This window comes from Streptomyces sp. NPDC001443 (assembly GCF_053597355.1).
Map to the genome: position 1 here is coordinate 175,384 of NZ_JBSFIA010000009.1, position 22,356 is coordinate 197,739.

Here is a 22,356-nt window from a genome sequence, read left to right on the forward strand (position 1 = left end):
ACAGGGAACAGGGAACAGGGAACAGGGAACGGGGACATGCGACAGGGAGGAAGAGCCATGTCCTGGAATCTGAACGGCACGTACCTGGAGAGCTGCAACTGCGACGTGGTGTGCCCGTGCACCACCTCGGGCTTCGCCGCGCCGGCCGACCACGAGCGGTGTCAGGTGACCTTCGCGTTCCACGTGGACGCCGGGAACGTGGACGGCGTGGATGTCTCCGACCACAGCGTCGCCGTCTTCATCGACGCGCCGCAGGCGATGGCCGAGGGCGGCTGGCAGGTGGCCCTGTACGTCGACGCGTCGACCGACGAGGGCCAGGCGCAGGCCCTGGGCAAGGTCTTCTCCGGCCAGGCCGGCGGACCGATGGCGGCGCTCGCTCCGCTCGTCGGCGAGGTCCTCGGGGTGGAGCGCGTCCCCATCGACTACCGCGACGACGGCCGCCGCCACGCCGTGCGGGTCGGGGACGCCATCGACATCGAGATCGAGGACCAGGTCGCCCCGCAGTTCGGCGAGGACGGTCCCGTGATGGGCCTGACCGGCATCTTCCACCCGGCGAACAGCAATCTGACGGTCGCCCGGTCCATCCGCGCCACCGGAGCCGACGTCTACGGCCGGTCCTGGGACTTCGCCGGTGCCAACGGGCACTCGGCGCCGTTCACGTGGTCCGCGTGACCGGTGGCCCGGTCGCCGTCCGTCGCAGGCCGGGCCCCGCCGCGCTGCTGCTGGTCGCGGCGGCCGCCGCCTGGGTGTGGCTGGTGGCGCGCTGGGGCGGCAGGCGGGCGATGTCCGGCACCATGGGTCTGGACCTGTCCGCCTTCCTTGCCGTGTGGACGCTGATGACGGTCGCGATGATGCTGCCCGCCACGGCGGCCGTCGCCGCGCTGTACGCACGCACCATCACCGTCCACCGGGTGCCGCGCATGGCGGTGTTCACCGTCGCCTATCTGCTCGTCTGGGCCGCGGCCGGACTGCCGGCGTACGCGCTGGCCGCCGGCCTGGGCCGGACGGCCGACCTCCCCGCGACGGCGCGGTCGGCGGTGGCCGCGGCCGTCTTCGCGGTCGGCGGCCTCTACCAGCTCACCCCGCTCAAGGACCGCTGCCTGGCGAGGTGCCGCTCGCCGTTGGGGCTGATCCTGCGCTATGCCTCGTACCCGCGGACCACGCGCGATCTGCGGGCCGGAGCCCACCACGGCGCCTTCTGTCTGGGCTGCTGCTGGGCCCTGATGGTGCTGCTGGCGGCCTTCGGGGTGATGAATCTGTGGGCGATGGGGGCGCTGGCCGTCGTGATCACCGCCGAGAAGCTCGCGCCGGCCGGCCGCCTGGTGGCCCGGGCCGTGGGGGCCGCCTCGATCGCCCTGGCCGCCGCGGTCTTCTGGTTCCCGGCGCTGGCCCCGGGCCTCACCGGCGGCGGCACAGCCGGGATGTGAACCGGTGGCCCGCCGCCGGTCACCCGCGTGCCACCAGGCCCTAGGATCCAGCTCATGGCCCTGACCATGAACGACGTGGACCGGTTCGAAGCCTCCAGGCCGCGCCTGGCGGCGATCGCCTACCGCCTGCTCGGCTCCGCGAGCGAGGCCGAGGACGCCGTGCAGGAGACGTTCCTGCGCTGGCAGGCCGCCGACGTCGGCCGGATCGAGGTCCCCGAGGCCTGGCTGACGAAGGTCCTCACCCACCTGTGTCTCAACCAGCTCACCTCGGCCCGCGCACGGCGTGAGACGTACGTGGGTCAGTGGCTGCCCGAGCCGCTGCTCGCCGGGGACCCGATGCTCGGCCCGGCCGACACCGCCGAACAGCGCGAATCGGTCTCGTTCGCGGTCCTCGCCGTACTGGAGCGGCTCTCTCCCGGCGAGCGGGCGGTGTACGTGCTGCGCGAGGCCTTCGCCTACCCGCACCGGGAGATCGCCGAGATCCTCGACATCACCGAGGCCGCCAGCCAGCAGATCTTCCACCGCGCCAAGAAGCACGTCGTCGACGGCAAGGCCCGTACCGAGGTCGACGAGGCCGCCGCCCGGCGGATCATCGACGAGTTCCTCGCGGCCGCCACCAGCGGCCGGACCGAGCTGCTCGTCCGGTTGCTCACCCAGGACGCCGTCGCGATCGGCGACGGCGGCGGGAAGGTGCCGGCCCGCGCCAAGGCGTTCGAAGGGGCTCTCGCGGTCGCGACCTTCATGCGCGGGCTGTTCAAGCCCAGCAAGGCCAAGCGTTCCCTGGTCGGCGGATCGCCGGTGGTCCACGCCACGACCGTCAACGGCGGCCCGGCCCTCGTGGCGGTCGTCGACGACCGGGTCATCGGCGTCATGTGCCTGGAGATCACCGCCGACGGCATCGCCGCGTTCCGCAACCAGGTCAACCCCGACAAACTCGAACGCTTCACCCGGCACTGGGCGGCCGCCGACCACGGCGATCCCCTGCTGCCCGCCGCCTTCTGACCGGCGTTCCGGACCTCCCGACCGCTATGTGAGGTGCTTCACAACAGGTTCCTGTCAGGAAACGGCGGGCTGCCCGGTTCAGGTGGCGAATCCGTTCAAGACAGGAGCCAGCAGATGCAGCACCGCATCGTCGTCCTCGGCGCCGGATACGCCGGCGCCATCGCCGCCGGGCGCCTCGCCAAGCGGCTGCGCCGCGAAGACGTCGCCGTCACGCTCGTCAACGCCGAGCCCGACTTCGTCGAGCGCGTCCGTATGCACCAGCTCGCGACCGGCCAGGACCTCAGGCCCCGGCCCTTCCAGGAGATGTTCGAGGGCACCGGCGTCGAACTGAAGTTCGCGCAGGTCACCGGCGTCGACGTCGACCGCAGGACCGTCGCCGTCACCGGCGCGAACGGCGCCGAGGAACTGGGGTACGACACCCTCGTCTACGCCCTCGGCAGCGGCTGGAACGCCCAGGGCGTCCCGGGCACGGCCGAGCACGCCCACGAGATCGCGGGCCGCCCCGGAGCGCTCCGGCTGCGCGACCGCCTGGCCGGCCTGGACGCCGGACAGCCCGTGGTCGTGGTCGGCGGCGGCCTCACCGGCCTGGAGTTCGCGACGGAGCTCGCCGAGGCCCGCCCGGACCTCGACATCGCCCTCGCCGTCCGCGGCGGCCTCGGCGACTGGCTCTCGCCCAAGGGCCGTCGGCACCTGCGCAAGGTCGTCGGCGGGCTCGGCATCACGGTGCAGGAGCACACCGCCGTCACCGAGGTGGCGGCCGACCGGGTCACCACCGCCGACGGTACGTCCCTTCCGGCCGCGGTCACCGTGTGGACCACCGGCTTCGCCGTTCACCCGATCTCCGCGGCCACCACTCTGGAGGTCACCGACACGGGACAGATCGTGGTCGACGCGACCATGCGCTCGGTCTCGCACCCCGGCGTGTACGCCGTCGGGGACGCGGCCATGGCGACGGGCCCCGGCGACAAGCCGCTGCGGATGTCGTGCGCCTCGGGCACCCCCATGGCGTGGCAGGCGGCCGACGCCATCGCCGCCCGCCTCACCGGCGGAAAGCTCCCGAACGTGCCGCTGCGCTACTTCAACCAGTGCATCTCGCTGGGCCGCAGGGAAGGCCTGATCCAGTACGTCACCGCCGACGACCGAGCCGTGCGGGCCGCGCTGACCGGGCGGTCGGCCGCCGTCTACAAGGAACTGGTCTGCAAGGGCGCGGCCTGGGCCGTCGCCAACCCGACCCTCGGGATGCCGACCCGGCGCCGTGGCGTCGTACAGGACGCGACCCGGACGGACCCGGCGGTCGGGACGGCGGTCTGACCTGCCTGGATGCCTTGTTCTCGCCCGAGCGGCCACGGTCACGGACCGCTCGGGGACGGACCTCGACGCCGCGGGCGGGGCCGCCTAGGATCACGAGTAGGGCATCGCGTGTCGGTCACCGGCCGGGTGAGGCATGGAGGCGCCTGTGAGATTGCCTTACGGAGGCATTCCACACATGTCAGTCGAGTTGAATCACACCATCGTCCATGCCCGGGACAACCGGGAGTCGGCCGAATTCCTGGCGCACATCCTGGGGCTCGAGGCCGGGGCCGAGTGGGGACCGTTCGTTCCGGTGGCCACCAGCAACGGGGTCACCCTGGACTTCGCCACAATCCCGGCGGAGTCGATCGTCATGCAGCACTACGCGTTCCTCGTCTCGGACGACGAGTTCGACGCGGCCTTCGAGCGGATCCGGCAGGACGGGATCACGTACTACGCCGATCCGCACCGCAAGCAGCCCGGGGAGATCAACCACCACTTCGGTGGGCGCGGACTGTACTTCATGGATCCGGCCGGACACGGCATGGAGATCATCACGCGGCCCTACGACACCCACGAGCAGGAGCCGACGGCGTCGTGAGGCCGTGCCGGGCCGGGGTCTTGCCCTGGCCCGGCACTCCGTCGCGCCGGGTCCGACCGCCGCGTGAAGGCGCCGCCCGCGGGCCGAACTCGCCGCTCCGAAGGTCAGTCGCCGTCGACGAAGTCGTCCGGCCGGTCGCGCCGGAGCCGGAGGGAGCGCTGGTCCAGCAGGCCGAGCGCCTCGTGGATGCCGCCGCCGAACTCGTCACGGATGCGCTGGAGGGCCTGGATCCTGCGGCCCTCGAGGATCAGGTAGTCGATCCGCGCCCACTGCGGGTGCGTTCCGTCGCCGGGTTGCCGGAAGGCGTCCGTCTCGGCCCGCAGCCGGGCGACCGCGGCCACGATCTCCTGGTCGGACACGACACCCGGCACGCTCCGCCCGCCGGGACCCGGCTCCCGGCGTACGATCCCGAGCTCCTGGCAGATCCGGGTGCGCAGATCACCCAACTCGCGCTTTATCGAGTCGCGTTGTGCGTACGCCGCGTCCAACTCGGCCTGTATGGAACCCGTCTCGTCGTCGGACATACGGATGCTTCCCCGATCCGGTGGCAAGGGCCTGGCTGTGAGCCAGGGCAGTGCGGCGGCGCGTAGGGCCGGCGACGGTGAGCCGGTCCCGGCCGTCCGGTGCGGGCGGGCTCGCACCGGCACAACCGGGGTCCACCGCAAGTACCCTGACGGGGTGTCGCCCCACACCCTGCTGACCCGGGCCATGACCGGCGAGGCCGACCCGCCCCTGCTCGCCCTGCCGGACCGTGTCGCCGAACTGCTGTCGTACCTCGGAGGTCCACCGCGACTCGCGGCCCATCTGCGGGCCGTCCACGACGTCGCGCATCAGCTGGTCGACTGGCTGGAGCAGTGCTGTCCCGCGGTGACCTTCGACCGGGAGGCGGTGCTCTTCGGGGCGGCGACCCACGACATGGGCAAGACCGTGCACCCGGGCGAACTCTCCGGGCCGGGCTCGGCCCACGAGGAGGCCGGCCGGACGTTGCTGCTCGCGCACGGTTTCGGCCCGGAGCAGGCCCGCTTCGCCGCGACCCACGCGTCATGGACACTGCCGCACATCGGCCTGGAGGACCTGATGGTCAGCCTCGCCGACAAGATCTGGAAGAACAAGCGCGTCACCGAGCTGGAGGAGCTCGTCGTGGCCCGACTGGCCGAGGCGAGCGGCCGGGCGGTGTGGGAGGAGTTCATGGCGCTCGACGAGGTCCTCACCCGGATCGGGGACGAGGCCGACGGACGCCTGGCGTTCCAGTTCCGCCACCCGGTCCACGGCTGAGCGTCGGCACCGCCGCCGTAATCGAAAAGAATTTCGTACGATGGAACCGGGCTGGACCGCACTCGGTGAGGTCACAGCGGTGAGCATCGGAGCCACCTTCGCCGTGGTCGTCGCTTCGCGCCCGGAGTCCTGGGTAGTCCTCAGGTCGGGACCGCACGCGCGAGGGACGACGACGGCCCTCACGCCCTCGGGCTCACACCGGCCGGGATCCGCTTCCCGGCCCGCGCGGCCGTGGTCGCGCGCGGCAACCGTCCGATCCTGCCGCAGTTCCACCGAGACCAAGGCGGAGAGACACGATGAGAGCACTGCTGGCGGGCTTGACCGTCGACTACAGCGACCACGACGACCCGGTGCTGATCGGACCGGACGGCAGCCCGGTGGACACCTGGCGGGAGAACTATCCGTACCAGGAACGCATGGAGCGCAAGGAGTACGACTGGCACAAGCGGCTCCAGCAGATCGAGCTGCTGAAGCTCCAGAGCTGGATCAAGGAGAGCGGGCGCCGCCTGGTCATCGTCTTCGAAGGGCGTGACGCGGCCGGCAAGGGCGGCACGATCAAGCGCTTCACCGAGCACCTCAATCCGCGTGGCGCCCGCGTGGTGGCCCTGGAGAAGCCGACCGAGCGCGAGGTCGGCCAGTGGTACTTCCAGCGGTACGTCGAGCATCTGCCCACCGCGGGCGAGATCGTCATGTTCGACCGCTCCTGGTACAACCGGGCCGGCGTCGAGCGGGTCATGGGCTTCTGCACGGACGACGAGTACCGGCGCTTCATGCGGCAGGCGCCCGCGTTCGAGCGGATGCTCGTCGACGACGGAGTGGACCTGATCAAGTTCTGGTTCTCGGTGTCGCGGGGCGAGCAGCGCACCCGCTTCACGATCCGCCAGGTCGATCCCGTACGGCAGTGGAAGCTCAGCCCCATCGACCTGGCCTCGCTCGACCGCTGGGACGACTACACCGCCGCCAAGGTCGCCATGTTCCGCGAGACGGACACCGCGCAGGCGCCCTGGACCGTGGTGAAGAGCAACGACAAGAAGCGGGCCCGGGTCGAGGCCATGCGCAGCGTCCTCGCCCGCTTCGACTACACCGACAAGGACGCGGACGTCGTCGGCAGCCCCGATCCGAGGATCGTGGGCGCGGCCGCGAACCTGCTGGAGGCGGGCGAGGACGACCACGGTCACCGGGCGGACGCGCAGGGCGAGGGGGAGGCCCATGGCTCGTGAACTACGCGGTGAAGAAGAACCCGCACGCCGAGCACCGCGCTCGCGCCCTCGGCATCGGCGAGCGTCTGGAGGTGCTCAAGGACCACCCGGCCTCCCCGGGCTGCACCTCTCCGTTCGCCCCGGTCCGGATCACCGAGATGGTGCGCCGGCGGACCGACGGCAAGGTGGCCCGACCGGGGTCGCGGCGGTCGCTCTACGCACATCGCGGGTGCGCGGTCCCGCTTCTGCCGTACGTTGAAATGAAGACCGTCCGTATGCCTTATTTCGGTCCGCCGGGTGGTGCGAGCATTGGGTGGAGGTAAAGAGTTGCAGACGGGGGAGTAATGCTCGATATTCTCGCTTCAATGATTCTGAATCACCCTGGTGCGGCGGCCAACGGCGCATTGCGCGCGCTGAAATGGTCACAGGAATCGGTCAAGCGCACCTTGACCGTACAGAACGATTCCACGAAGAACATCTACGTCGCCGTCTGCGTCTGGGGGCAGGAGAACTCGGTGGAAGCGACCATGTCGACCGGTTGGCTGCGGGTGGAGGAGGACGACTACGAGTCCTTCGCGATTCCCATGCCCCGATTCGGGAGCGCCCATGTGGCAATCCACGGCAGAACCCGCAAGGGGAAGCGTGAATGGGCCGGCTCCGGTAGTGAGCAGGCGAAATTTCATGTCATGTTTCCTCGCTACGGCGTGATTCTGGACCCCGCCAGTCGCTTCTGCGTTCTCGGTGCCGCGTCGAACATGCCCGAGGTCTACATGAACCAAGGGGGAGTGCAGCGGACAGGGGTCGTCAGCGGGCGGCTGATCGAGATGAGCGGGGACTTCCGCTACACGTTCCAGTAGCTCGCCACGACTGCCCGCCCGGTGTGACGATCGCCTTTGTGTTCCTCGGGGTCAGGCGTGCGGTGAGGGGACGAGAAGGCGTGGACGTGTACGAAGCAGTGGACACCCGCCGGTCCGTGCGGGCGTTCAGTGACGAGCCGGTGGCCCGGGACGTGCTCGAAAGGGTGCTCGCCGCGGCGGCGCGGGCACCGTCGAGCGGAAACCTCCAGCCCTGGCATCTGTACGTCGTGACCGGTGAGCCCCTGGCCGGGCTGAAGAGACGTGCGACGGCCAGGGCGCTGGCGGGGGACCCGGGCGACGAGCGGGAGTATCCGATGTACCCGGAGGAGCTGGCCTCTCCCTATCTGGACCGCTTCGCCGCCGCGGCCGACCAGCGGTACCGCGCACTGGGCACGGCACGCCATGACCGTGACCGGCCCCGGAAGATCGCCTCGCTGAACACCCAGGCGTTCGGGGCGCCGGTCGTGCTGTTCTGCTACCTCGACAAGGCGATGGGGTGCGGGCAGTGGGGGGACGCGGGGATGTACCTGCAGACCGTCATGCTGCTGCTGAGGGCGGAAGGGCTGCACAGCTGCCCCCAGGTGATGTGGACGATGTACCGCGAGACGGTCGGCCGGACGGTCGGAGCGGGGGACGGGCTCGCGCTGTTCTGCGGTGTCGCGGTGGGGTACGAGAAGGAAGGCGTGCCACGGCTGCGCACCGGGCGGGCGGACCTGGCCGAGACGGTGAGCTTCATCGGGCCCTGACTCGCTCGGCTCGCGGGACCGCCCCGCTCCGGCCGGGGTCAGGGGCGGACGGTCCGACGGGTGCGGGTCGGGAGAGCGGTCATCGGTCCTGTTCGGAGTCGGCGGAGTCGCCGCTCGGCGGGACATCGGCCGTCGCGCGCTGCGGACGTTCCGGGGCGGCGTCGGTGACGGTGTCGCGGATCCGGGCCAGCAGGGCGCGCAGTACGGCGCGGTCCTCGGCGGAGAGGGCGCCGGTGGCGATGCCCAGGGCCTCGCGGTCCAGGTCCTCGGCCTCCTGATGGCAGGTCCGGCCGGCGTCGGTGAGGGCGAGCAGATGGGAACGGCGGTCGGTCGGATGGGGCAGCCGGGCCACCAGACCGTCCCGTTCCAGGGCGTCGACGAGGCTGGTCGCCGTGCGGGCGGCGATGCCGAGCATGTCGCTGAGATCGCGCATGCGCAGCGGTTCGGGGGAGTGGGCGAGAAAGCGCAGCGCGCGCAGCCGGGCGACGGTGGTGCCCTTCTCCGCCAGTCTTCCGTCGACGAAGAGCCGCAGCCGGTGCGTGGTCGCGAACATCTCGTCGATCAGTGGGTCGCTGCTGCCCGGTACGTCCCTCACCGTGGCGCTCCTGTCCTCGTCGCGGCGGTGTCCTGATCCGGCCGACGGTGTGGCGGTCATGACTGCCGTGGTAGTGCTGAGCTTGCTCAAACTGAGTATGCTCAGCATATGCCCGTCCGACTGAATCAGCGCATCGTCGTCCCCGTCGTGTGTGTCGTCACCGCGTTCATGTCCATCGTGGACGGCGTCGGCGCCACCGTCGCCCTGCCCGCCATCGGGCGTGACTTCGGGCTCGCCACCGCCGGACTCGACGCGGTCGTGGTGGTGTTCCCGGTCTGCGTCGGCCTGGCCGTCCCCGTCTCGGCCTGGCTCGGAGACCGCTTCGGCGGGCGACGCACCGTGCTCACCGCGTTCGCCGTCTTCACCGTCGCGTCCGGACTGTGCGGCGCGGCCGGGTCGCTGGGCGAACTCGTCGTCTGGCGTGCCCTCCAGGGCCTGGCCGCCGGCATCCTGCTGCCCGTCACGGGCGCCCTGCTCTACCGCACGTTCAGTCTGGCCGAGCAGGTCAAGGTCTCCCGTTACATGATCATCCCGCAGCAGGTGGCGCCCGCCCTCGCCCCCATGGGGGCCGGCTGGCTCGTCGACCACCTGTCATGGCGCTGGGTGTTCTACGCCAACCTGCCGATCGGCGTCACGGTGCTCGCCTTCGGGTTCCTCTTCCTCGACCGGCACCGCGACCACCTCCCCGGCCGCCTCGACGTGCCCGGACTGCTGCTCACCGCCTTCGGCACCGCGGGGCTGATGTTCGGCATCAGCGAAGGCGCCGATCTGGGCTGGGGCAGTTGGCCCGTGCTGGCCGGTCTGGTCGGCGGCGCGGTGGTGCTGGCGGCCGCCGTCGTGGTCGAACTGCGGGTGCCCGAACCCGCCCTGCGCTTCCGGCTCTTCACCGACCGCCTCTTCCGCGACACCAACATCACCGCCTTCCTGGGGTTCACCGGCTTCATGGGCGCGATGTTCCTCGGCCCGCTCTTCCTCCAGGAGGGGCTGGGGCTGTCCGCCTGGGAGTCCGGCTCCAGTACCTTCGCCGAGGCGCTCGGGGTGCTGCTCACCGTGCAGATCGTCGGCCCGCTCTACGCCCGGGTCGGCCCGCGCCGGATAGCCGGCTGCGGCCTGGTCGGTGTCGCGCTGGTGCTGCTCGTGTTCTCCCGGCTGGACGCGGACTCCTCGCTGTGGGCGTTCCGCGGGCTGATGTTCCTGCTCGGCGCGGCGATGGGCGGGGTGTTCATGCCCACCACCGTCGCCTCGTTCACCGGCATCCGCCAGGCCGACGTCTCCCATGCCGCCACGCTCAACAGCGTCGTCAGGCAGGCCGCCAACGCCGCCGCCCCGGCCGTGGTCACCGTCGTACTGGCCTCGGCCGCCGCCGTCGGCACCGGCGCGCACGCCCACCCGCCGGTCGCCGCCTTCCAGCACGCCTATCAGGTGCTCGCGGCGATCGCCGCGGCCGCCGCGGTGTTCGCCTTCACCATGCCGGACCGGGCCGCCCGGGTCGCCGCCGCGGCCCGCACCGCCCCGCGGCGCGAGGCCGTCGACGCGTGACCCCGGCATCCGGCCCCGCGGGTACGGGTACGGGGGTGCTGGTGGTGCGGGGGTGCGGGACGAGCGCGCGCTGGAGGCGGCGCGACTGCACGCCCTGCCCGACGGGACGGTGGTGCACCTGCTGGCCCGGCCGCCGCGGCTGAGCCCGCAGCAGGCGCGGGATGTCCTGGTCCGGCATCTGGCGGACCTTCGCGCCTGAACGCGTTCGTGCGCGGTGTCCGTGTCCATGTGCGGCCGGAGCGGCGCAGCGGGCCTCGGCGTGTGGGCGGTCGGCCCCGGCCCCGCCCGCGGAGCGGTCGCGGGCGGGAGCGGACCTCGTCACTCGACCGGCTCGGCCTGCGGCGTGGCCTGGCACTGGAAGACCTGCTCGGCGAGGGCCTCGCTGCCGACCGAGATCTGCGTGGTGCCCGAGCCGTAGGCGGGGGCGGTGACCGGAGCGAAGTTCTCGGCGAGCGGGATTCCCTGCTGGGACAGGAAGGTGACGTACGCCATGAAGGTCACCTCGTGGTCATTGGGGTTGTCGACCTGGACGGTGGCGAACGGATTGCCGGGGCCCGCGCAGGAGACCACGAACACCGAGGCGCTCATGGTGGGCTTCTGCGACGAGCCGTCCGTCGAACCGGAACTCGACCCCGACGAGCCGCCGCCTGTCGTGGAGGTCGAACTGCCGTCGTGGTCCTGGCTGGAGCTGCTGCATCCGCCGCCCCCGCTGCTGCTGTCGTGACTGCTCTTGTGCCGTGAGTCGGAGAATCCCGTGAGGGCCAGAACCACCGTCGCCGTCACGGCCGTCAGTCTGAGAAATCTCCCCGTTTGCGTGCGCATGCCACAACCCTAGTGACCTCCGGATCGCCCGGAAGCCACGAGATCCGCTTATGGCAGGGTCGTTACGAGGGTGCGCTCACGCCCCGCGCGCCGCCGTTCGCGCGCGGGGCGAAAATCGCTCGCGCACCCTGTGGGCCGAGGGCATCCTCGAGTCCCGGCCGCGCAGGCGGTCGGGTCGCCGGACCGGAAGGGGAGTGCCGTGGCCGGCGGCCTTGGACGGAAGCTGCTGCGAGGACTCCGTACCCGGATCGGCTCTCCTCGCGTCCCGGACCGACACCCTCTTCGGGCTTCTCACCGACCCGTCCGGCGCGGTCACCCGGGAGGCCGCCGTCGCGCTGCGCCCCTGGGTGTCCGACCTCGATCTCCCGCGGCTGCGGGACCTCGTCGCCGAGAGCAACCCATGGCATGTGCGGATGGCCGGCTACCGGCTGCTGCGCGAACGGGACACCTGGACCCGGCTGCTCGTGGACCTCGAACTCGCCGCCGATCCATCGCCCTGGATGCGCGACCGCGCCCGCGGCGACATCGCCGACTGGCTCGCGGGCGAAGCCGCGACCACGTACACGATGCCGCGAGGCCCGGTCGCCGACGCGCCCGCCAGGCGACTGCGTGGCGCCGCAGAGGCACTCGGCCCGGACCAGGTACGCCTGCTGCGCTTTCACCTGGGGCTCGACCGCCGTCGAAATCACCGCTTCAGGACGAACCGATGAACCGATAGACCACGGAGTCCCTGGCCGTGAAACCGATGCGCTCGTACAGCCGGTTCGCCGCCCGCCTCGACGGGCGTGACGTGAGGTCCACCGTACGGGCGCCCGCGGCGGCCGCCAGGCGCAGGGCCTCCTCGGTCAGGGCGGCCCCGACGCCGTGACCCCGTGCGGCCTCGTCCACGACCACGTCCTCGATACGGGCCCGCAGACCGGACGGCAGGGGGAACATGACCAGCGTCAGCATCCCCACCACCGCACCGTCGACCCGCGCCATCAACACCGTCGTCGCGTCGCCGGTCAGCAGGAGCGCCACCGACTCGTGATCCAACGGGGCTGCCGTGCTCGACAATTGGGGCAGCAGGCGCGCGAACGCCTCCACCGACTCGTCGTTGGCTTCACTGACGACCGCGACCTCGACACTCATGATCCCGACCTTACCGAGCAAGTCGTCCGGGTCGGCCCGCTCGGGCCGACCTCGACCCGCCCAACTGGGTTCGAACATGCGGGCGAAAGTCGCTATGATCTCCGCGGCAAGGCTGTAGCGCAGAGGTCGTCGCGCCTAAGCATCGAGCTGGAGGACGTCGGTTCAAATCCGACCAGTCTTGCCGCCTTTGCGTGGAGGAAGATCGATTGGCGTCGGTTCGTCCTGAGCGGGCGGAGGGCGATGCCGCCCTCGGCGGGCCAGGCGCCGGCGATGGACCGGTGGAGTGGTGATGACGCAGCCGACACCCGTACGCTGCCCGGCGATCGAGCACCCGGACATCGCGATCAGCGACCCCGCCGCACTGCAACCGCTGCTGGACCGGCTGCGATCCGCCCGGCCGGTCGAGGCCGACGAGACCTTCCCGCTCGGCACCGTGCGCGCGGACGGCCGTATCGACCTGTGCAAGCAGGGACTCGGAGCAGCCGGGGCCGCACGGCTGATGCCCGTCGCCGCCGCCTCCGCCCACGCCACGCACATCCTGCTCGGCACCAACGCCATCGGCGACGACGGAGCCCGTACGGTCGCCGACGCGCTGGCCGACGGCCACGGCCTGCGCACGCTCTACCTCGGCTGCAACCGCATCGGCCGCGACGGCGTCACCGCGCTCGCCGACGCGCTGAGCACGGACGGCACCGTGCGCGCCCTGTGGCTCAAGCGCAACCCGGTGGGCGACGACGGCGCCCGCGCGCTCGCCGCGATGCTGCGCCGCAACACCACCCTGCGCACCCTCGACCTGGTCAACACCGGTCTGACCACCGACGGTCTGCGCGCCCTGCTCGACGCCCTCACCGACCGGACCGGCCCGGTGGAACGCCTCTTCCTCGGCGGCAACGGCCTGACCGCGGACGCCGCCCCGTTGCTCGCGGACCTGGTCCGCGAAGCGGGCGTGCGCGAGATGTACCTCTCCGCCAACCACCTCGGAGACGAGGGCGCCGCGCTCCTCGCCGCCGCGGCCGACCCCGCACGCCCCCTGCGCCTGGGCCTCGGCGGCAACGGGATCGGCCCCGCCGGAGCCCGGGCCCTCGCCGACCGCCTCGCCGGGATCGAGACACTCGACCTGGGCCGGCCGCCGTCGGAACGCGGCCTCGGCGCCCCCGCGAACACCACCGGCGACGAAGGCGCCCACGCGCTCGCCGCCGCGCTGCCCGGCAGCCCGCTGCGCCGGCTGGAGCTGTGCCACACCGGCCTGACCGGACGGGGTGCGAAGACCCTGCTGGCGGCCGTGCCCGACGACTCGCCCCTGGAGTACGTCGGGCTGGGTCCCGGCCTGCCCCGCAGGGTGAAGCGGTCCTTCACCCTGCGGCTGCGGCCCGGCACCGGTACGCATCCCGACCTGCGCGCGATAGGGAGCGTCTACCGTTGAGCGCACGTGGTGAACTGCGTTGCTTCCCCCCGGACCAGGCGGCGGGCCTGCGCCGGACCCGCCGGTACGCGGTGCCCGGATGGATGATCGAGCGCGCGACCGAACGCCGCCTGGCCGGTGACTGGCGAGGCGCCTGCGCGGCCGCGAACGTCGACGTCGCCCTCGACCTGGCCGAGGTCGCCGGTCGGTGGGGCGACGACATCGCCGCCGACCTGGCGGACGACCTGCGCCACTTCGTCCCGGACCTGCTGCGCTGGCACCTGCCGCGCGGGGGCGGCGGGCGCACCACACTCCTCACCGACACGACGGTCGTCCTGGCGCGCTACCACCCGAGCACACCTGGCGAGGGCCGCCTGGCCGCGCCGTACCTGCACATCACCACCCCGGCGATGATCGACGGCCCGCAGCGGATCGCCCTGCGGTTCGGGACCCTCCGGGGCGAGGAGACCGCGGGCGTCTTCGTGCGCTCCACGCAGGACTGGCGCCACGCACGACACCTGTGGGACGCCCGGCACACCGACGAGCTGCGCGAACGCTGCGGCGGCGGCGCGGACCGGCCACCGTTCTTCCACGCCGACGCCACCCCGCGCGGCCGGGACGAACTCCCGACCGCCGATCCCGGCGACGCGGACCCGGCGGCGCGTTCCGAGTGGGCCACGCTGCTGCACCAACAGGGCGACTTCCAGGCCGCGTTCGCCGCGGCCGGCCTCGAGTTGGACCCGACACCCCCGCCCGGGGCGGGCTGGCTCCGGACCGACCCCGAGTCGCTCCTGGCCGGGATGGCGCTCAACCACACCGTCCTGGAGCCGGAGGTCCGACGCCGGCAGGCCGCCGGCGTCGGTGGCCGCTTCCTCCTCGCCCCGCACTGGAAGATCTACATCCTGCTGGAGCCGCTGGACACCGGCGGACTGCTGGCGCGCATCGTCGACCGGGACGGGTTCAAGGACGTGCCCCTCCTCGCCGAGGCCCTGTGGCGCAGACTCCCCGACCTCGATCTGATGCGTGCGGGCGGCGTCGTACCGGAGCATCTGCATCCGCTCGTCCGCCGGGCCCTGTTCCCCGCCGTCCGGGTCCCCGAAGGTCCGGCCGGGCCGCCGGGGCCGACGGCGCCCGCACCCGTCCGGGTCAGATGCCGCGGGGAATGGCACGAGGTGGGCTTCCGGCCCGGAAGCCTGCTGCGCATGCCGCACAGCGACGAGGAACAGCGGCGCGAACGCGCCCTGCGCGCCTTCGGCGGTGCCGTCGCCGGATGCTTCGCCGTGGAGCAGACCTGGACCTCCGGATCGGGCCGTCTGCCGAAGGCGCTTCGGGCGCAGCGCAGCGAACTGTTCCTGCGCGCCCAGCACGGTGACACCCCAGGTGTGCTGGCTCTGCTGGACGCGGGTGTGGATCCCCGGGTCCGGGACGCCAACGGCCGCAACCTGCTCCACGTACTGAACCTTCTCGACCACGAGCCCCTGCTGCCACGGCTGTTGGCGGAGGGACTGGACCTCGAAGCCCGCGACCAGCGGGAGCGCACACCGCTGTTCGTGGCGGTCAACGACCTCGGCACGAAGGCACTGGTGGAGGCGCTCGTCGCCGCCGGGGCGCGGCTGGACGTGATCGACCAGTTCGAGTTGTCGCTCGCTCAGATCGTCCGCCGGTACAAGCGGCGCGACCTGGCCTTCCTCCGGGAGCGGGTGGAGCGCGAGCATCCGGGCGTCGGCGCCGAGTCGTGGGACGAATACATGGACGAGCGGGAGGAGTACTACGCGCAGAGCCCCGACGAACCCGACGAACCTGTCGACGAGGAGGGGTACTACGCGCAGGATCCGGCCGCCGCCCCTGTCGACCCCGACAGCGGGGAGCCGTATTTCACGGAAGACCCGGCCGATCTCGTCGAACCCGAAGACGAGGAAGCGCAGTTCGGTGCGGACGAGCCCGACCACGAGAAAGAGCCGCCCCTGTGAGCACCGACAGCGCCCCCGCCACCGCGCCGACCGGCCCGCTGGCCGCCGCGGACGACCTCAACCGCAGGCTGCGCGCGGTACGGACCGAGCCCGCCGCGAACCCGCAACTGGAGGCGCTCGCGCTGGCCGTGACGGCCAATCAACCCGTACTGCTGTGGGGCGAGCCCGGTATCGGCAAGTCGGCCGCCCTGGAGCAGCTCGCCGCCGGGCTCGGCCTGCCGCTGGAGACGGTCATCGCCAGTGTGCACGAACCCTCCGACTTCGCCGGACTGCCCATCGTCGGTGACGACCCGGCCGTGACCGGAGTGCCGATGGCCCCGCCGGACTGGGCGGTCCGCCTCGCGCGGGCCGGACAGGGCCTGCTCTTCTTCGACGAGCTCTCCTCCGCGCCGCCGGCCGTGCAGGCGGCGCTGCTGCGGGTCGTGCTCGAACGACGGGTCGGCAGCCTCGCCCTGCCGGAGGCGGTGCGGATCGTCGCCGCCGCCAACCCGCCGTCCAGCGCGGCGGACGGCTGGCACCTCAGCCCGCCGCTCGCCAACCGGTTCGTCCACCTGGAGTGGACCCACGACCCGCGGACGGTCGCGCGTGGCATGGCCGGCACCTGGCCGGAGGTGACCGTGCCCGTCGTCGGTGCCGCCAAGGTGCCCGGCGCGGTCGCCCGGGCCCGCGGCGCGATCTCCGGCTTCCTCACGGCCCGGCCCGGACTGGTCCACCACATCCCCGGCGACGCCGAGAGCCGGGGCCGGTCCTGGCCGTCCCCCCGGACCTGGGAGATGGCCCTCAAGCTGCTCGCCACCGGATACGCGGCCGGGGCAGGCCGCGAGGCGCTGGCCGCCGCGCTCACCGGCGCCGTCGGCGACGGCGCGGGCCTGGAGCTGCTGTCCTACCTCGAGCACCTCGATCTGCCCGACCCCGACCGGGTCCTCGCCGATCCGGACGCCTTCGCCCTGCCCGACCGGGGCGACCGGCAACTGGCGTTCCTCATCGCGGTGGTCGCCGCCATCCGGAGCGACCTGACCCGGCCCCGCTGGGAGGCCGGCTGGGCGGTGCTGGCCAAGGCCGTGGACGCGGGCGTACCGGACGTGGCGGCCCGGGCCGCCACCGACCTGGCCGCGATGCGGCACGTCGACTGGCCCGTACCACCCGGTATCGACGGGTTCCTGGACCTGCTCCAGCTGTCGGGGGCGCTGCCCGGCGGCGGCCGGTGAGGCGCACGGGGACCGGGGGAGACCCCCGTGGTGCCCTGGACATGACCAAGCTGCTGGCCGCCCGCTACCGGGCGGCCGGCGACCGGCCGTATCTGGCGACCGCGCTCTACTCCCTGACCGTCGTGCCGAGCACGGAGGTACCCACGATGGGGGTGGACCGGCACTGGCGCTGCTATGTGTGTCCCGCCTTCGTCGAGGCGACGGCGGTGCCCGAGCTCGCGGGTGTGTGGGTGCACGAGGTGGCGCATCTGCTGCGCGACCACCACGGCCGGGCGGACCGGCTGCCCGCCGCCGACCAGCACGACCGGCACCGTGTCAACGTCGCCCAGGACTGCGAGATCAACGACGACCTGCTCGCCGACGGCCTGCGGCTGCCCGAGGGGCGCGTGGAACCCCGGCTGTTCGGCCTTCCCGAGGGCGGGCTGTTCGAGGCGTACCTCCCGCTGCTGCCACCGCAGGTCCGTACGCCCGACTGCGGATCCGGCGCGCACGGCGTGCCCGGGTCCTGGGAGCTGCCGGGGTCCGCCGGGCCCGCGCGGATCGGCGAGGTCGAGGCGCAGGCGCTGCGACGGCGGACCGCCGAGGCGATGCGCGCGCATCAGCGCGGTCGCGGCACCCTGCCCGGGGGATGGCGACGCTGGGCCGAGGAGATCCTGGAACCCACGGTCGACTGGCGGCAGGCGCTGTCCGGCGCGGTCCGGGAGGCCGCCGCGTGGGCGGGCGGAGCCGTCGACTACACCTATCGCCGCCCCTCGCGCCGCACCCCGGCGCTGCGCGGCGTCGCCCTGCCGAGCCTGCGCCGACCGCTGCCGCGGGTGGCCGTGGTCATCGACACCTCCGGCTCGATGGGCGACACCGAACTGGCCGCCGCCCTCGCGGAGGTGACGGGCGTCCTGCGCGAGGTGGGGGTACGGGGCAACCGAGTGACCGTGTTCGCGTGCGATGCCGATGTGCAGGCCGTCTCCCGGGTGACGGCCACCGAGCAGATCACCCTGGGCGGCGGTGGCGGCACGGACATGCGCGTCGGGATCGAGGCGGCGCTCGCCACGCCGGACCGCCCGAACATCGTCGTGGTCCTCACCGACGGGATGACCCCCTGGCCCGACCGGGCCCCGTCCTGCCGGGTCGTCGCGGCTCTGATCGGCTCCAGCGCATCGGAGACACCGGACTGGGTGGAGACGGTACGCATTCCCGGCTGACCGGCTGACCGGCTGACCGGTCGGCGGCGCGGCCCGGATCGCCGGGTCCGGCCGTTCGGGACGGCCGACGGCGCGCGTCCGGCGGTCGGGCCCGACGCGATCACGAGCTCAGGACGTCGATCCCGTCGCCCAGCAGTTTCAGTCCGAACACGAAGAGCAGTACGGCCATGATGGCCGTGTTGTGGCGCGTCGCCCATTCCTTCCAGTTGCCCAGCGTCTTCCTCGCCCGCTCACCCATGATCAGGAAGAGCGCGAGCGGGGCGAGCAGCCCGACGGAGGCGACGACGACGAAGACCGCCAGTGCGCCGATCTGCTGTCCGACCGGCAGTCCCGACGAGCTGATGGTCGCCGCCGCGGCGATGGTCAGCGGGGCGTTCTTGAGGTTTCCGGCCGACAGCAGCAGGGCGAGGAGAAAGACCTTCACCGGTGTGAAGCGGTCGATGGTGGCCATCCACTTGGGCAACTGCGCCTGCGTGGCATCGGCCGGGCGGTGCCGCCAGAGCTTAAGGCCGAACAGCGCCAGCAGCACGCCCAGGGCGAGCTTGAGCGCACCCACCCAGGTGGCCGGCCGGCCGTGGGAGGCGGCGCTCTCCTGGCCTCCGACGAGCAGCATCACCGCGCCCAGGCCCGACAGGCCCAGCACCCAGCCTGCGGCGAACACCACTCCGTTCAGGCGTCCCCGGGGCGTCGCCAGCACGATGATGATGGCGATGATCGGCAGCGGACTGACGGCGACACCGGCCGCGAAGCCCAGGACATCACCCAGTACGTGACCCATGAGCAAAGAATCGACGACGGCGCACGGTCCTTGCCGCAGGGGCGCGGCGTGCGGGTGAATGACGCCCACGGCCACCCTCGGGCCCCGGGTGCGGGGCATGTAGGGGAGGCTTAGGCTCTTGAACAGAGGGTCCGGTTCTCTGTGCGGTTTCGCAGTCGCCGGCCCTTCTGCCCGCGACAATCATCTCCTTCTGCGGAGACCCGACGAGCGCGGTACGTGCCCTTGCGCGTCGCCCGGTGCGCGGTGCCCGGTGGGTGTCGGCCGAATGTCCTCGCTCGAAACCTGTCCGCTGCTGCGCGTGCCGTGGTGACACGTCGGCTTCAGGGTCCGCAGCTGGCAGTCCCCGTGGAGGTCGGCATGCGAGTTGTCGTAGATCTTTCCCGATGCCAGGGGTACGCGCAGTGCGCGTTCCTGGCTCCGGACGCGTTCCGGATGCACGGCGAGGAAGCGCTGATGTACCACCCGAGCCCGGACGACGCCCGGCGCGAGCAGGTGTTGCGCGCCGCGGCGGCCTGCCCGGTCCAGGCGATTCTGGTCGACCGGTTGGAGGAGCGGGGCGTACCGGCGGAGGCGTCGCAGTCATGACCAGCGCCGACAACCTGCGCGCGTTCAAACGCGACGGCCGCATCGTGATCGTCGGCGCCTCCCTGGCGGGCCTGCGGGCCGCGGAGGCGCTGCGTGCCGAGGGCTTCACCGGTTCGCTGACCATGATCGGTGACGAGAGGTGCGAGCCCTACGACCGGCCTCCTCTGTCCAAGCAGGTGCTGACCGGTTGGGTGCCGGCCGGGGACACCACGCTGCCACGACGCCGTGACGTCAACGCGGAGTGGCTGCTGGGCGTGCCCGCGAGCGGGCTGGACCTGGCCACCAACCATGTGCGTCTCGCCGACGGACGTGAGGTTCCCTTCGACCGGGTGCTGATCTCCACCGGCGTGCGGGCCAGGCCCTGGTTCGTCGAGAGCGAGGCGGCCCTGGACGGGGTGTTCGTCCTGCGTACGCGCGAGCATGCCGAGGGTCTGCAACAGGCACTGGCCGCCGGGCCCTCCCGCGTCCTGGTCATCGGCGCGGGATTCACCGGCTCCGAGATCGCCTCCATCTGCCGCGAGCGGGACATCGCGGTGACCGTCGCCGAACTCGCGCCGGCCCCGCTGGTCGGGGCGCTCGGCGCCATGATCGGTGACGTCGCGGCCGACCTCCAGCGCGCTCACGGCGTCGACCTGCGCTGCGGTGTCAAGGTCACCCGGCTTGAGGGTGACGACCAGGGGCGGCTGCGCCGTGCCCACTTCGACGACGGCAGCACCGTCGACGCCGATGTGGCGGTGGTGGCACTCGGGGGCATCCGCAACACCGAGTGGCTGCGGGAGTCGGGACTGGCGGCCGGCCCGTGGGGCATCGCCTGCGACACCGGCTGCCGCGCCCTCACCCTCGACGGACTGATCACCGACGACGTCTTCGTCGCCGGAGACGTGGCCCGCTGCCCGAACCCGATCTACGAGTACCGGCTGATCTCGCTGGAGCACTGGGCCAACGCCGTGGAACAGGCCGAGGTCGCGGCGCACAACATGGTCAGCGGCCAGGCGGACCGCTGGCCCCACCTGTCCATCCCGGCGTTCTGGTCGATCCAGTTCGGGGTCAACATCAAGTCCGTCGGCGTGCCGACCTTCGCCGACGAAGTGGTCGTCACCCAGGGGTCGGTGGCCGACCGCCGGTTCGTCGCCGCGTACGGCTACCGGGGCCGCGTCACCGCGGCGGTGAGCTTCAACAACGCCAAGTGGCTCGACCACTACCGGGAGTTGATCGAGACGGCCGCGCCCTTCCCGCCGCCGAGCCCCACGCCCGACCAGCCCGTCGACATGAAGCCGGTGCCCGTCGACTTCCCCGGCCCCGTCCTGCTCGCTCAGGGCGCCACCGTGGTCGTCACCGGTCACGACCCGAGTGAGCGACGCGTCACGGCCGCGCAGCAGAACCGGTAGGAGGGAGCGCGAGATGACCACGACCGAGAAGCCCGACACACTGCTCCGGATCCTCGACTACTCCTCCCGGGCCGACCCGTACCCGCTGTACGCGGAGCTGCGCGAGACGCCGGTGGCCCTTCAGGCGGACGGCAGTTACGTCGTCAGCACCTATCGAGAGATCGCGGACCTGCTGCACAACCCGCACCTGAGCTCCGACGTGCGCAACCTGTCGCGGCCCATGGAGGCGGTCCAGGGACGGACCACGCCGTCCTTCATCAACCTCGACCCTCCCGAGCACGACCGCCTGCGGCGCATGGCGATGCGTCATTTCGGCCCCCCGCACACCCCGGGGCTGGTGACGGGCATGGAAGACGATCTGACGGCCATCGTCAACGGTCTGATCGACGACTTCGCGGGCAAGGAACAGATCGACATCGTCGACGACTTCGCCTACCCGTTCCCCGTCACCGTCATCTGCCATCTGCTGGGCGTGCCGCGCGAGGACGAACCGAGGTTCCACCTGTGGGTGGACGCGATCGTCAACTCGATCGACTACAACCCCGAGACCGATCCGAAGGAGAAGCTGGAGAACGGTGTGCAGGCCCGTGAGGACCTGCGCCAGTACCTCGCCGGACTGCTGGAGCAACGCCATGGCAGGCCGGGCGAGGACCTGTTGAGTCGGTTGGCCAACGACGACGGGCCGGACGGGCGGATGACCGACGAGGAGATCCTCGCCACCGCCAACCTGCTGCTGATCGCCGGTCACGAGACCACCGTCAACCTCATCACCAACGGCATGCTGACCCTGCTGCGGCAGCCGCCGATGCTGCAACGACTGCGCGACGAACCGGACTTGATCGTCCCGCTGGTCGAGGAACTGCTGCGCTACGAACCCCCCGTGCACATCATTCCGTGGCGGGCGGCGTACAGCGACATCACCGTGGCCGACACCGTCATCCCCAAGGGTTCGAAGATCATGCTGATGCTGGCCTCGGGCAGCCGCGATCCGAACCGCTTCCACGATCCCGACCGCTTCGACCCCGACCGGCGGGACAACGAGCACCTGGGCTTCGGCAGCGGCATCCACCTCTGCTTCGGCGGCCCCCTGGCCCGGCTGGAGACACAGATCGCGCTGACCGCACTGGCACGCCGGCTGGAGGAGCCCACGCTGGTCACCGACCCGCCGCCGTACCGCCCCAGCCCCGTTCTCCGCGGCCCGATCCATCTGCACATCGAGCAGAACAAGAACTGAGGAAGCGGGCGGGGGAGGGCTCCGCGAGACGCCCGGCCGGGAATCCCCGGCCGGGCGTCTCGCGTCGGCGGCCGTTCCGGGACCATTCGGCGGTACACCGGGCACTCT

General features: G+C 72.0%; 25 protein-coding genes, 1 tRNA gene and 1 pseudogene. 22 read left to right on the forward strand and 5 right to left on the reverse strand.

What is annotated here, in order from left to right; genetic code table 11:
* Positions 1-57: 57 nt before the first annotated feature.
* The 5 genes from ACWC24_RS13285 to ACWC24_RS13305 all read left to right on the forward strand — a co-directional run bounded on the left by ACWC24_RS13285 (position 58) and on the right by ACWC24_RS13305 (position 4,320).
* A complete protein-coding gene (locus ACWC24_RS13285; RefSeq protein ID WP_450662912.1) occupies positions 58-672 on the forward strand; it encodes a DUF1326 domain-containing protein in 615 nt (204 codons plus the stop codon).
* The gene (locus ACWC24_RS13290) at positions 669-1,427 is read left to right on the forward strand and encodes a DUF2182 domain-containing protein (protein ID WP_450662913.1); all 759 of its coding nucleotides are present in this window, start codon (positions 669-671) and stop codon (positions 1,425-1,427) included. Before ACWC24_RS13285 ends, ACWC24_RS13290 begins: the two co-directional genes overlap by 4 nt.
* 54 nt (positions 1,428-1,481) lie before the next feature.
* The gene (sigJ, locus tag ACWC24_RS13295; RefSeq protein WP_450662914.1) at positions 1,482-2,429 is read left to right on the forward strand and encodes an RNA polymerase sigma factor SigJ; all 948 of its coding nucleotides are present in this window, start codon (positions 1,482-1,484) and stop codon (positions 2,427-2,429) included.
* A 114-nt stretch (positions 2,430-2,543) separates the two neighbouring features.
* Positions 2,544-3,740: an NAD(P)/FAD-dependent oxidoreductase gene (locus ACWC24_RS13300; RefSeq protein WP_450662915.1), complete on the forward strand. Its 1,197-nt coding sequence runs from the start codon at positions 2,544-2,546 to the stop codon at positions 3,738-3,740.
* 175 nt (positions 3,741-3,915) lie between these two features.
* On the forward strand, positions 3,916-4,320 hold the full coding sequence (locus ACWC24_RS13305) for a VOC family protein (RefSeq protein ID WP_450662916.1): 405 nt from the start codon (positions 3,916-3,918) through the stop codon (positions 4,318-4,320).
* A gap of 104 nt (positions 4,321-4,424) precedes the next feature.
* Here ACWC24_RS13305 and ACWC24_RS13310 read toward each other — a convergent pair whose 3' ends face one another.
* Positions 4,425-4,844: a hypothetical protein gene (locus tag ACWC24_RS13310; protein WP_450662917.1), complete on the reverse strand. Its 420-nt coding sequence runs from the start codon at positions 4,842-4,844 to the stop codon at positions 4,425-4,427.
* Between the two features lie 184 nt (positions 4,845-5,028).
* Here ACWC24_RS13310 and ACWC24_RS13315 point away from each other — a divergent pair, with 184 nt between their 5' ends.
* From ACWC24_RS13315 to ACWC24_RS13335, 5 genes and pseudogenes are all read left to right on the forward strand, one after another.
* Positions 5,029-5,595, forward strand: a complete 567-nt coding sequence (locus tag ACWC24_RS13315) for an HD domain-containing protein (protein ID WP_450662949.1) — start codon at positions 5,029-5,031, stop codon at positions 5,593-5,595.
* Positions 5,596-5,891: 296 nt separating this feature from the next.
* Positions 5,892-6,815 (forward strand): polyphosphate kinase 2, encoded by a 924-nt coding sequence (gene ppk2 / locus ACWC24_RS13320; protein ID WP_450662918.1) that lies wholly within the window; start codon positions 5,892-5,894, stop codon positions 6,813-6,815.
* 23 nt (positions 6,816-6,838) lie between these two features.
* Positions 6,839-6,973 (forward strand): annotated as a pseudogene (locus tag ACWC24_RS13325) (DNA alkylation repair protein); the annotation flags it as partial.
* A gap of 186 nt (positions 6,974-7,159) precedes the next feature.
* Positions 7,160-7,651 carry a hypothetical protein gene (locus ACWC24_RS13330; RefSeq protein WP_450662919.1) on the forward strand — a complete coding sequence of 164 codons (492 nt, stop codon included), beginning with the start codon at positions 7,160-7,162 and terminating at the stop codon, positions 7,649-7,651.
* A gap of 80 nt (positions 7,652-7,731) precedes the next feature.
* The gene (locus tag ACWC24_RS13335; RefSeq protein ID WP_450662920.1) at positions 7,732-8,397 is read left to right on the forward strand and encodes a nitroreductase; all 666 of its coding nucleotides are present in this window, start codon (positions 7,732-7,734) and stop codon (positions 8,395-8,397) included.
* Between the two features lie 79 nt (positions 8,398-8,476).
* Here ACWC24_RS13335 and ACWC24_RS13340 read toward each other — a convergent pair whose 3' ends face one another.
* Complete coding sequence (locus ACWC24_RS13340) at positions 8,477-9,052, reverse strand: MarR family winged helix-turn-helix transcriptional regulator (protein ID WP_450662921.1); 576 nt, start codon at positions 9,050-9,052, stop codon at positions 8,477-8,479.
* Positions 9,053-9,100: 48 nt separating this feature from the next.
* Between ACWC24_RS13340 and ACWC24_RS13345 the strand changes: the two genes are divergently transcribed.
* Positions 9,101-10,531, forward strand: a complete 1,431-nt coding sequence (locus ACWC24_RS13345) for a DHA2 family efflux MFS transporter permease subunit (RefSeq protein ID WP_450662922.1) — start codon at positions 9,101-9,103, stop codon at positions 10,529-10,531.
* Positions 10,532-10,583: 52 nt separating this feature from the next.
* Entirely contained in the window at positions 10,584-10,730 is a 147-nt protein-coding gene (locus ACWC24_RS13350; protein ID WP_450662923.1) for a TetR family transcriptional regulator C-terminal domain-containing protein, read from the forward strand.
* 119 nt (positions 10,731-10,849) lie between these two features.
* On the opposite strand, the gene ACWC24_RS13355 is transcribed toward ACWC24_RS13350, so the two are convergent.
* A complete protein-coding gene (locus ACWC24_RS13355; protein ID WP_450662924.1) occupies positions 10,850-11,119 on the reverse strand; it encodes a hypothetical protein in 270 nt (89 codons plus the stop codon).
* Here ACWC24_RS13355 and ACWC24_RS13360 point away from each other — a divergent pair.
* Together ACWC24_RS13360 and ACWC24_RS13365 are read left to right on the forward strand one after the other, a co-directional pair.
* Complete coding sequence (locus ACWC24_RS13360) at positions 11,118-11,255, forward strand: hypothetical protein (RefSeq protein ID WP_450662925.1); 138 nt, start codon at positions 11,118-11,120, stop codon at positions 11,253-11,255. The genes ACWC24_RS13355 and ACWC24_RS13360 overlap by 2 nt on opposite strands.
* A 310-nt stretch (positions 11,256-11,565) precedes the next feature.
* Positions 11,566-12,063, forward strand: a complete 498-nt coding sequence (locus ACWC24_RS13365; RefSeq protein WP_450662926.1) for a hypothetical protein — start codon at positions 11,566-11,568, stop codon at positions 12,061-12,063.
* Here ACWC24_RS13365 and ACWC24_RS13370 read toward each other — a convergent pair.
* On the reverse strand, positions 12,047-12,562 hold the full coding sequence (locus tag ACWC24_RS13370; protein WP_450662927.1) for a GNAT family N-acetyltransferase: 516 nt from the start codon (positions 12,560-12,562) through the stop codon (positions 12,047-12,049). The two genes, ACWC24_RS13365 and ACWC24_RS13370, sit on opposite strands and share 17 nt — an antisense overlap.
* A gap of 30 nt (positions 12,563-12,592) precedes the next feature.
* On the opposite strand from ACWC24_RS13370, the gene ACWC24_RS13375 reads away from it, so the two are divergent.
* The 5 genes from ACWC24_RS13375 to ACWC24_RS13395 all read left to right on the forward strand — a co-directional run bounded on the left by ACWC24_RS13375 (position 12,593) and on the right by ACWC24_RS13395 (position 18,263).
* A tRNA-Arg gene (locus tag ACWC24_RS13375) sits at positions 12,593-12,665 on the forward strand.
* 108 nt (positions 12,666-12,773) lie between these two features.
* A complete protein-coding gene (locus ACWC24_RS13380) occupies positions 12,774-13,907 on the forward strand; it encodes a gala protein (RefSeq protein WP_450662928.1) in 1,134 nt (377 codons plus the stop codon).
* The gene (locus ACWC24_RS13385; protein WP_450662929.1) at positions 13,904-15,856 is read left to right on the forward strand and encodes an ankyrin repeat domain-containing protein; all 1,953 of its coding nucleotides are present in this window, start codon (positions 13,904-13,906) and stop codon (positions 15,854-15,856) included. The genes ACWC24_RS13380 and ACWC24_RS13385 overlap by 4 nt, the downstream gene beginning before the upstream one ends.
* Complete coding sequence (locus ACWC24_RS13390; protein WP_450662930.1) at positions 15,853-17,064, forward strand: AAA family ATPase; 1,212 nt, start codon at positions 15,853-15,855, stop codon at positions 17,062-17,064. The genes ACWC24_RS13385 and ACWC24_RS13390 overlap by 4 nt, the downstream gene beginning before the upstream one ends.
* A 41-nt stretch (positions 17,065-17,105) precedes the next feature.
* Complete coding sequence (locus ACWC24_RS13395; protein ID WP_450662931.1) at positions 17,106-18,263, forward strand: vWA domain-containing protein; 1,158 nt, start codon at positions 17,106-17,108, stop codon at positions 18,261-18,263.
* Between the two features lie 100 nt (positions 18,264-18,363).
* Here ACWC24_RS13395 and ACWC24_RS13400 read toward each other — a convergent pair whose 3' ends face one another.
* Positions 18,364-19,041 (reverse strand): GAP family protein, encoded by a 678-nt coding sequence (locus tag ACWC24_RS13400; protein WP_450662932.1) that lies wholly within the window; start codon positions 19,039-19,041, stop codon positions 18,364-18,366.
* Positions 19,042-19,398: 357 nt separating this feature from the next.
* Between ACWC24_RS13400 and ACWC24_RS13405 the strand changes: the two genes are divergently transcribed.
* Genes ACWC24_RS13405 through ACWC24_RS13415 form a run of 3 tightly spaced genes read left to right on the forward strand, consistent with a single transcriptional unit; the run spans position 19,399 to position 22,248 of the window.
* Entirely contained in the window at positions 19,399-19,626 is a 228-nt protein-coding gene (locus ACWC24_RS13405) for a ferredoxin (protein ID WP_450662933.1), read from the forward strand.
* Positions 19,623-21,014, forward strand: coding sequence for an NAD(P)/FAD-dependent oxidoreductase (locus ACWC24_RS13410; RefSeq protein ID WP_450662934.1), 1,392 nt, complete (start codon positions 19,623-19,625; stop codon positions 21,012-21,014). The genes ACWC24_RS13405 and ACWC24_RS13410 overlap by 4 nt, the downstream gene beginning before the upstream one ends.
* 13 nt (positions 21,015-21,027) lie before the next feature.
* Positions 21,028-22,248 (forward strand): cytochrome P450, encoded by a 1,221-nt coding sequence (locus ACWC24_RS13415; protein ID WP_450662935.1) that lies wholly within the window; start codon positions 21,028-21,030, stop codon positions 22,246-22,248.
* Positions 22,249-22,356 lie beyond the last annotated feature (108 nt).

Bases quoted from the DNA above. Each gene is read 5' to 3' on its own strand.
- ACWC24_RS13285 (WP_450662912.1), top strand. From the start codon at position 58: ATGTCCTGGAATCTGAACGGCACGTACCTGGAGAGCTGCAACTGCGAC.
- sigJ (WP_450662914.1), top strand. From the start codon at position 1,482: ATGGCCCTGACCATGAACGACGTGGACCGGTTCGAAGCCTCCAGGCCG.
- ACWC24_RS13300 (WP_450662915.1), top strand. From the start codon at position 2,544: ATGCAGCACCGCATCGTCGTCCTCGGCGCCGGATACGCCGGCGCCATC.
- ACWC24_RS13305 (WP_450662916.1), top strand. From the start codon at position 3,916: ATGTCAGTCGAGTTGAATCACACCATCGTCCATGCCCGGGACAACCGG.
- ACWC24_RS13310 (WP_450662917.1), bottom strand. From the start codon at position 4,844: ATGTCCGACGACGAGACGGGTTCCATACAGGCCGAGTTGGACGCGGCG.
- ACWC24_RS13315 (WP_450662949.1), top strand. From the start codon at position 5,029: ATGACCGGCGAGGCCGACCCGCCCCTGCTCGCCCTGCCGGACCGTGTC.
- ppk2 (WP_450662918.1), top strand. From the start codon at position 5,892: ATGAGAGCACTGCTGGCGGGCTTGACCGTCGACTACAGCGACCACGAC.
- ACWC24_RS13330 (WP_450662919.1), top strand. From the start codon at position 7,160: ATGATTCTGAATCACCCTGGTGCGGCGGCCAACGGCGCATTGCGCGCG.
- ACWC24_RS13340 (WP_450662921.1), bottom strand. From the start codon at position 9,052: ATGACCGCCACACCGTCGGCCGGATCAGGACACCGCCGCGACGAGGAC.
- ACWC24_RS13345 (WP_450662922.1), top strand. From the start codon at position 9,101: ATGCCCGTCCGACTGAATCAGCGCATCGTCGTCCCCGTCGTGTGTGTC.
- ACWC24_RS13360 (WP_450662925.1), top strand. From the start codon at position 11,118: ATGGTGGGCTTCTGCGACGAGCCGTCCGTCGAACCGGAACTCGACCCC.
- ACWC24_RS13355 (WP_450662924.1), bottom strand. From the start codon at position 11,119: ATGAGCGCCTCGGTGTTCGTGGTCTCCTGCGCGGGCCCCGGCAATCCG.
- ACWC24_RS13370 (WP_450662927.1), bottom strand. From the start codon at position 12,562: ATGTTCGAACCCAGTTGGGCGGGTCGAGGTCGGCCCGAGCGGGCCGAC.
- ACWC24_RS13380 (WP_450662928.1), top strand. From the start codon at position 12,774: ATGACGCAGCCGACACCCGTACGCTGCCCGGCGATCGAGCACCCGGAC.
- ACWC24_RS13395 (WP_450662931.1), top strand. From the start codon at position 17,106: ATGACCAAGCTGCTGGCCGCCCGCTACCGGGCGGCCGGCGACCGGCCG.
- ACWC24_RS13400 (WP_450662932.1), bottom strand. From the start codon at position 19,041: ATGGGTCACGTACTGGGTGATGTCCTGGGCTTCGCGGCCGGTGTCGCC.
- ACWC24_RS13405 (WP_450662933.1), top strand. From the start codon at position 19,399: ATGCGAGTTGTCGTAGATCTTTCCCGATGCCAGGGGTACGCGCAGTGC.
- ACWC24_RS13410 (WP_450662934.1), top strand. From the start codon at position 19,623: ATGACCAGCGCCGACAACCTGCGCGCGTTCAAACGCGACGGCCGCATC.
- ACWC24_RS13415 (WP_450662935.1), top strand. From the start codon at position 21,028: ATGACCACGACCGAGAAGCCCGACACACTGCTCCGGATCCTCGACTAC.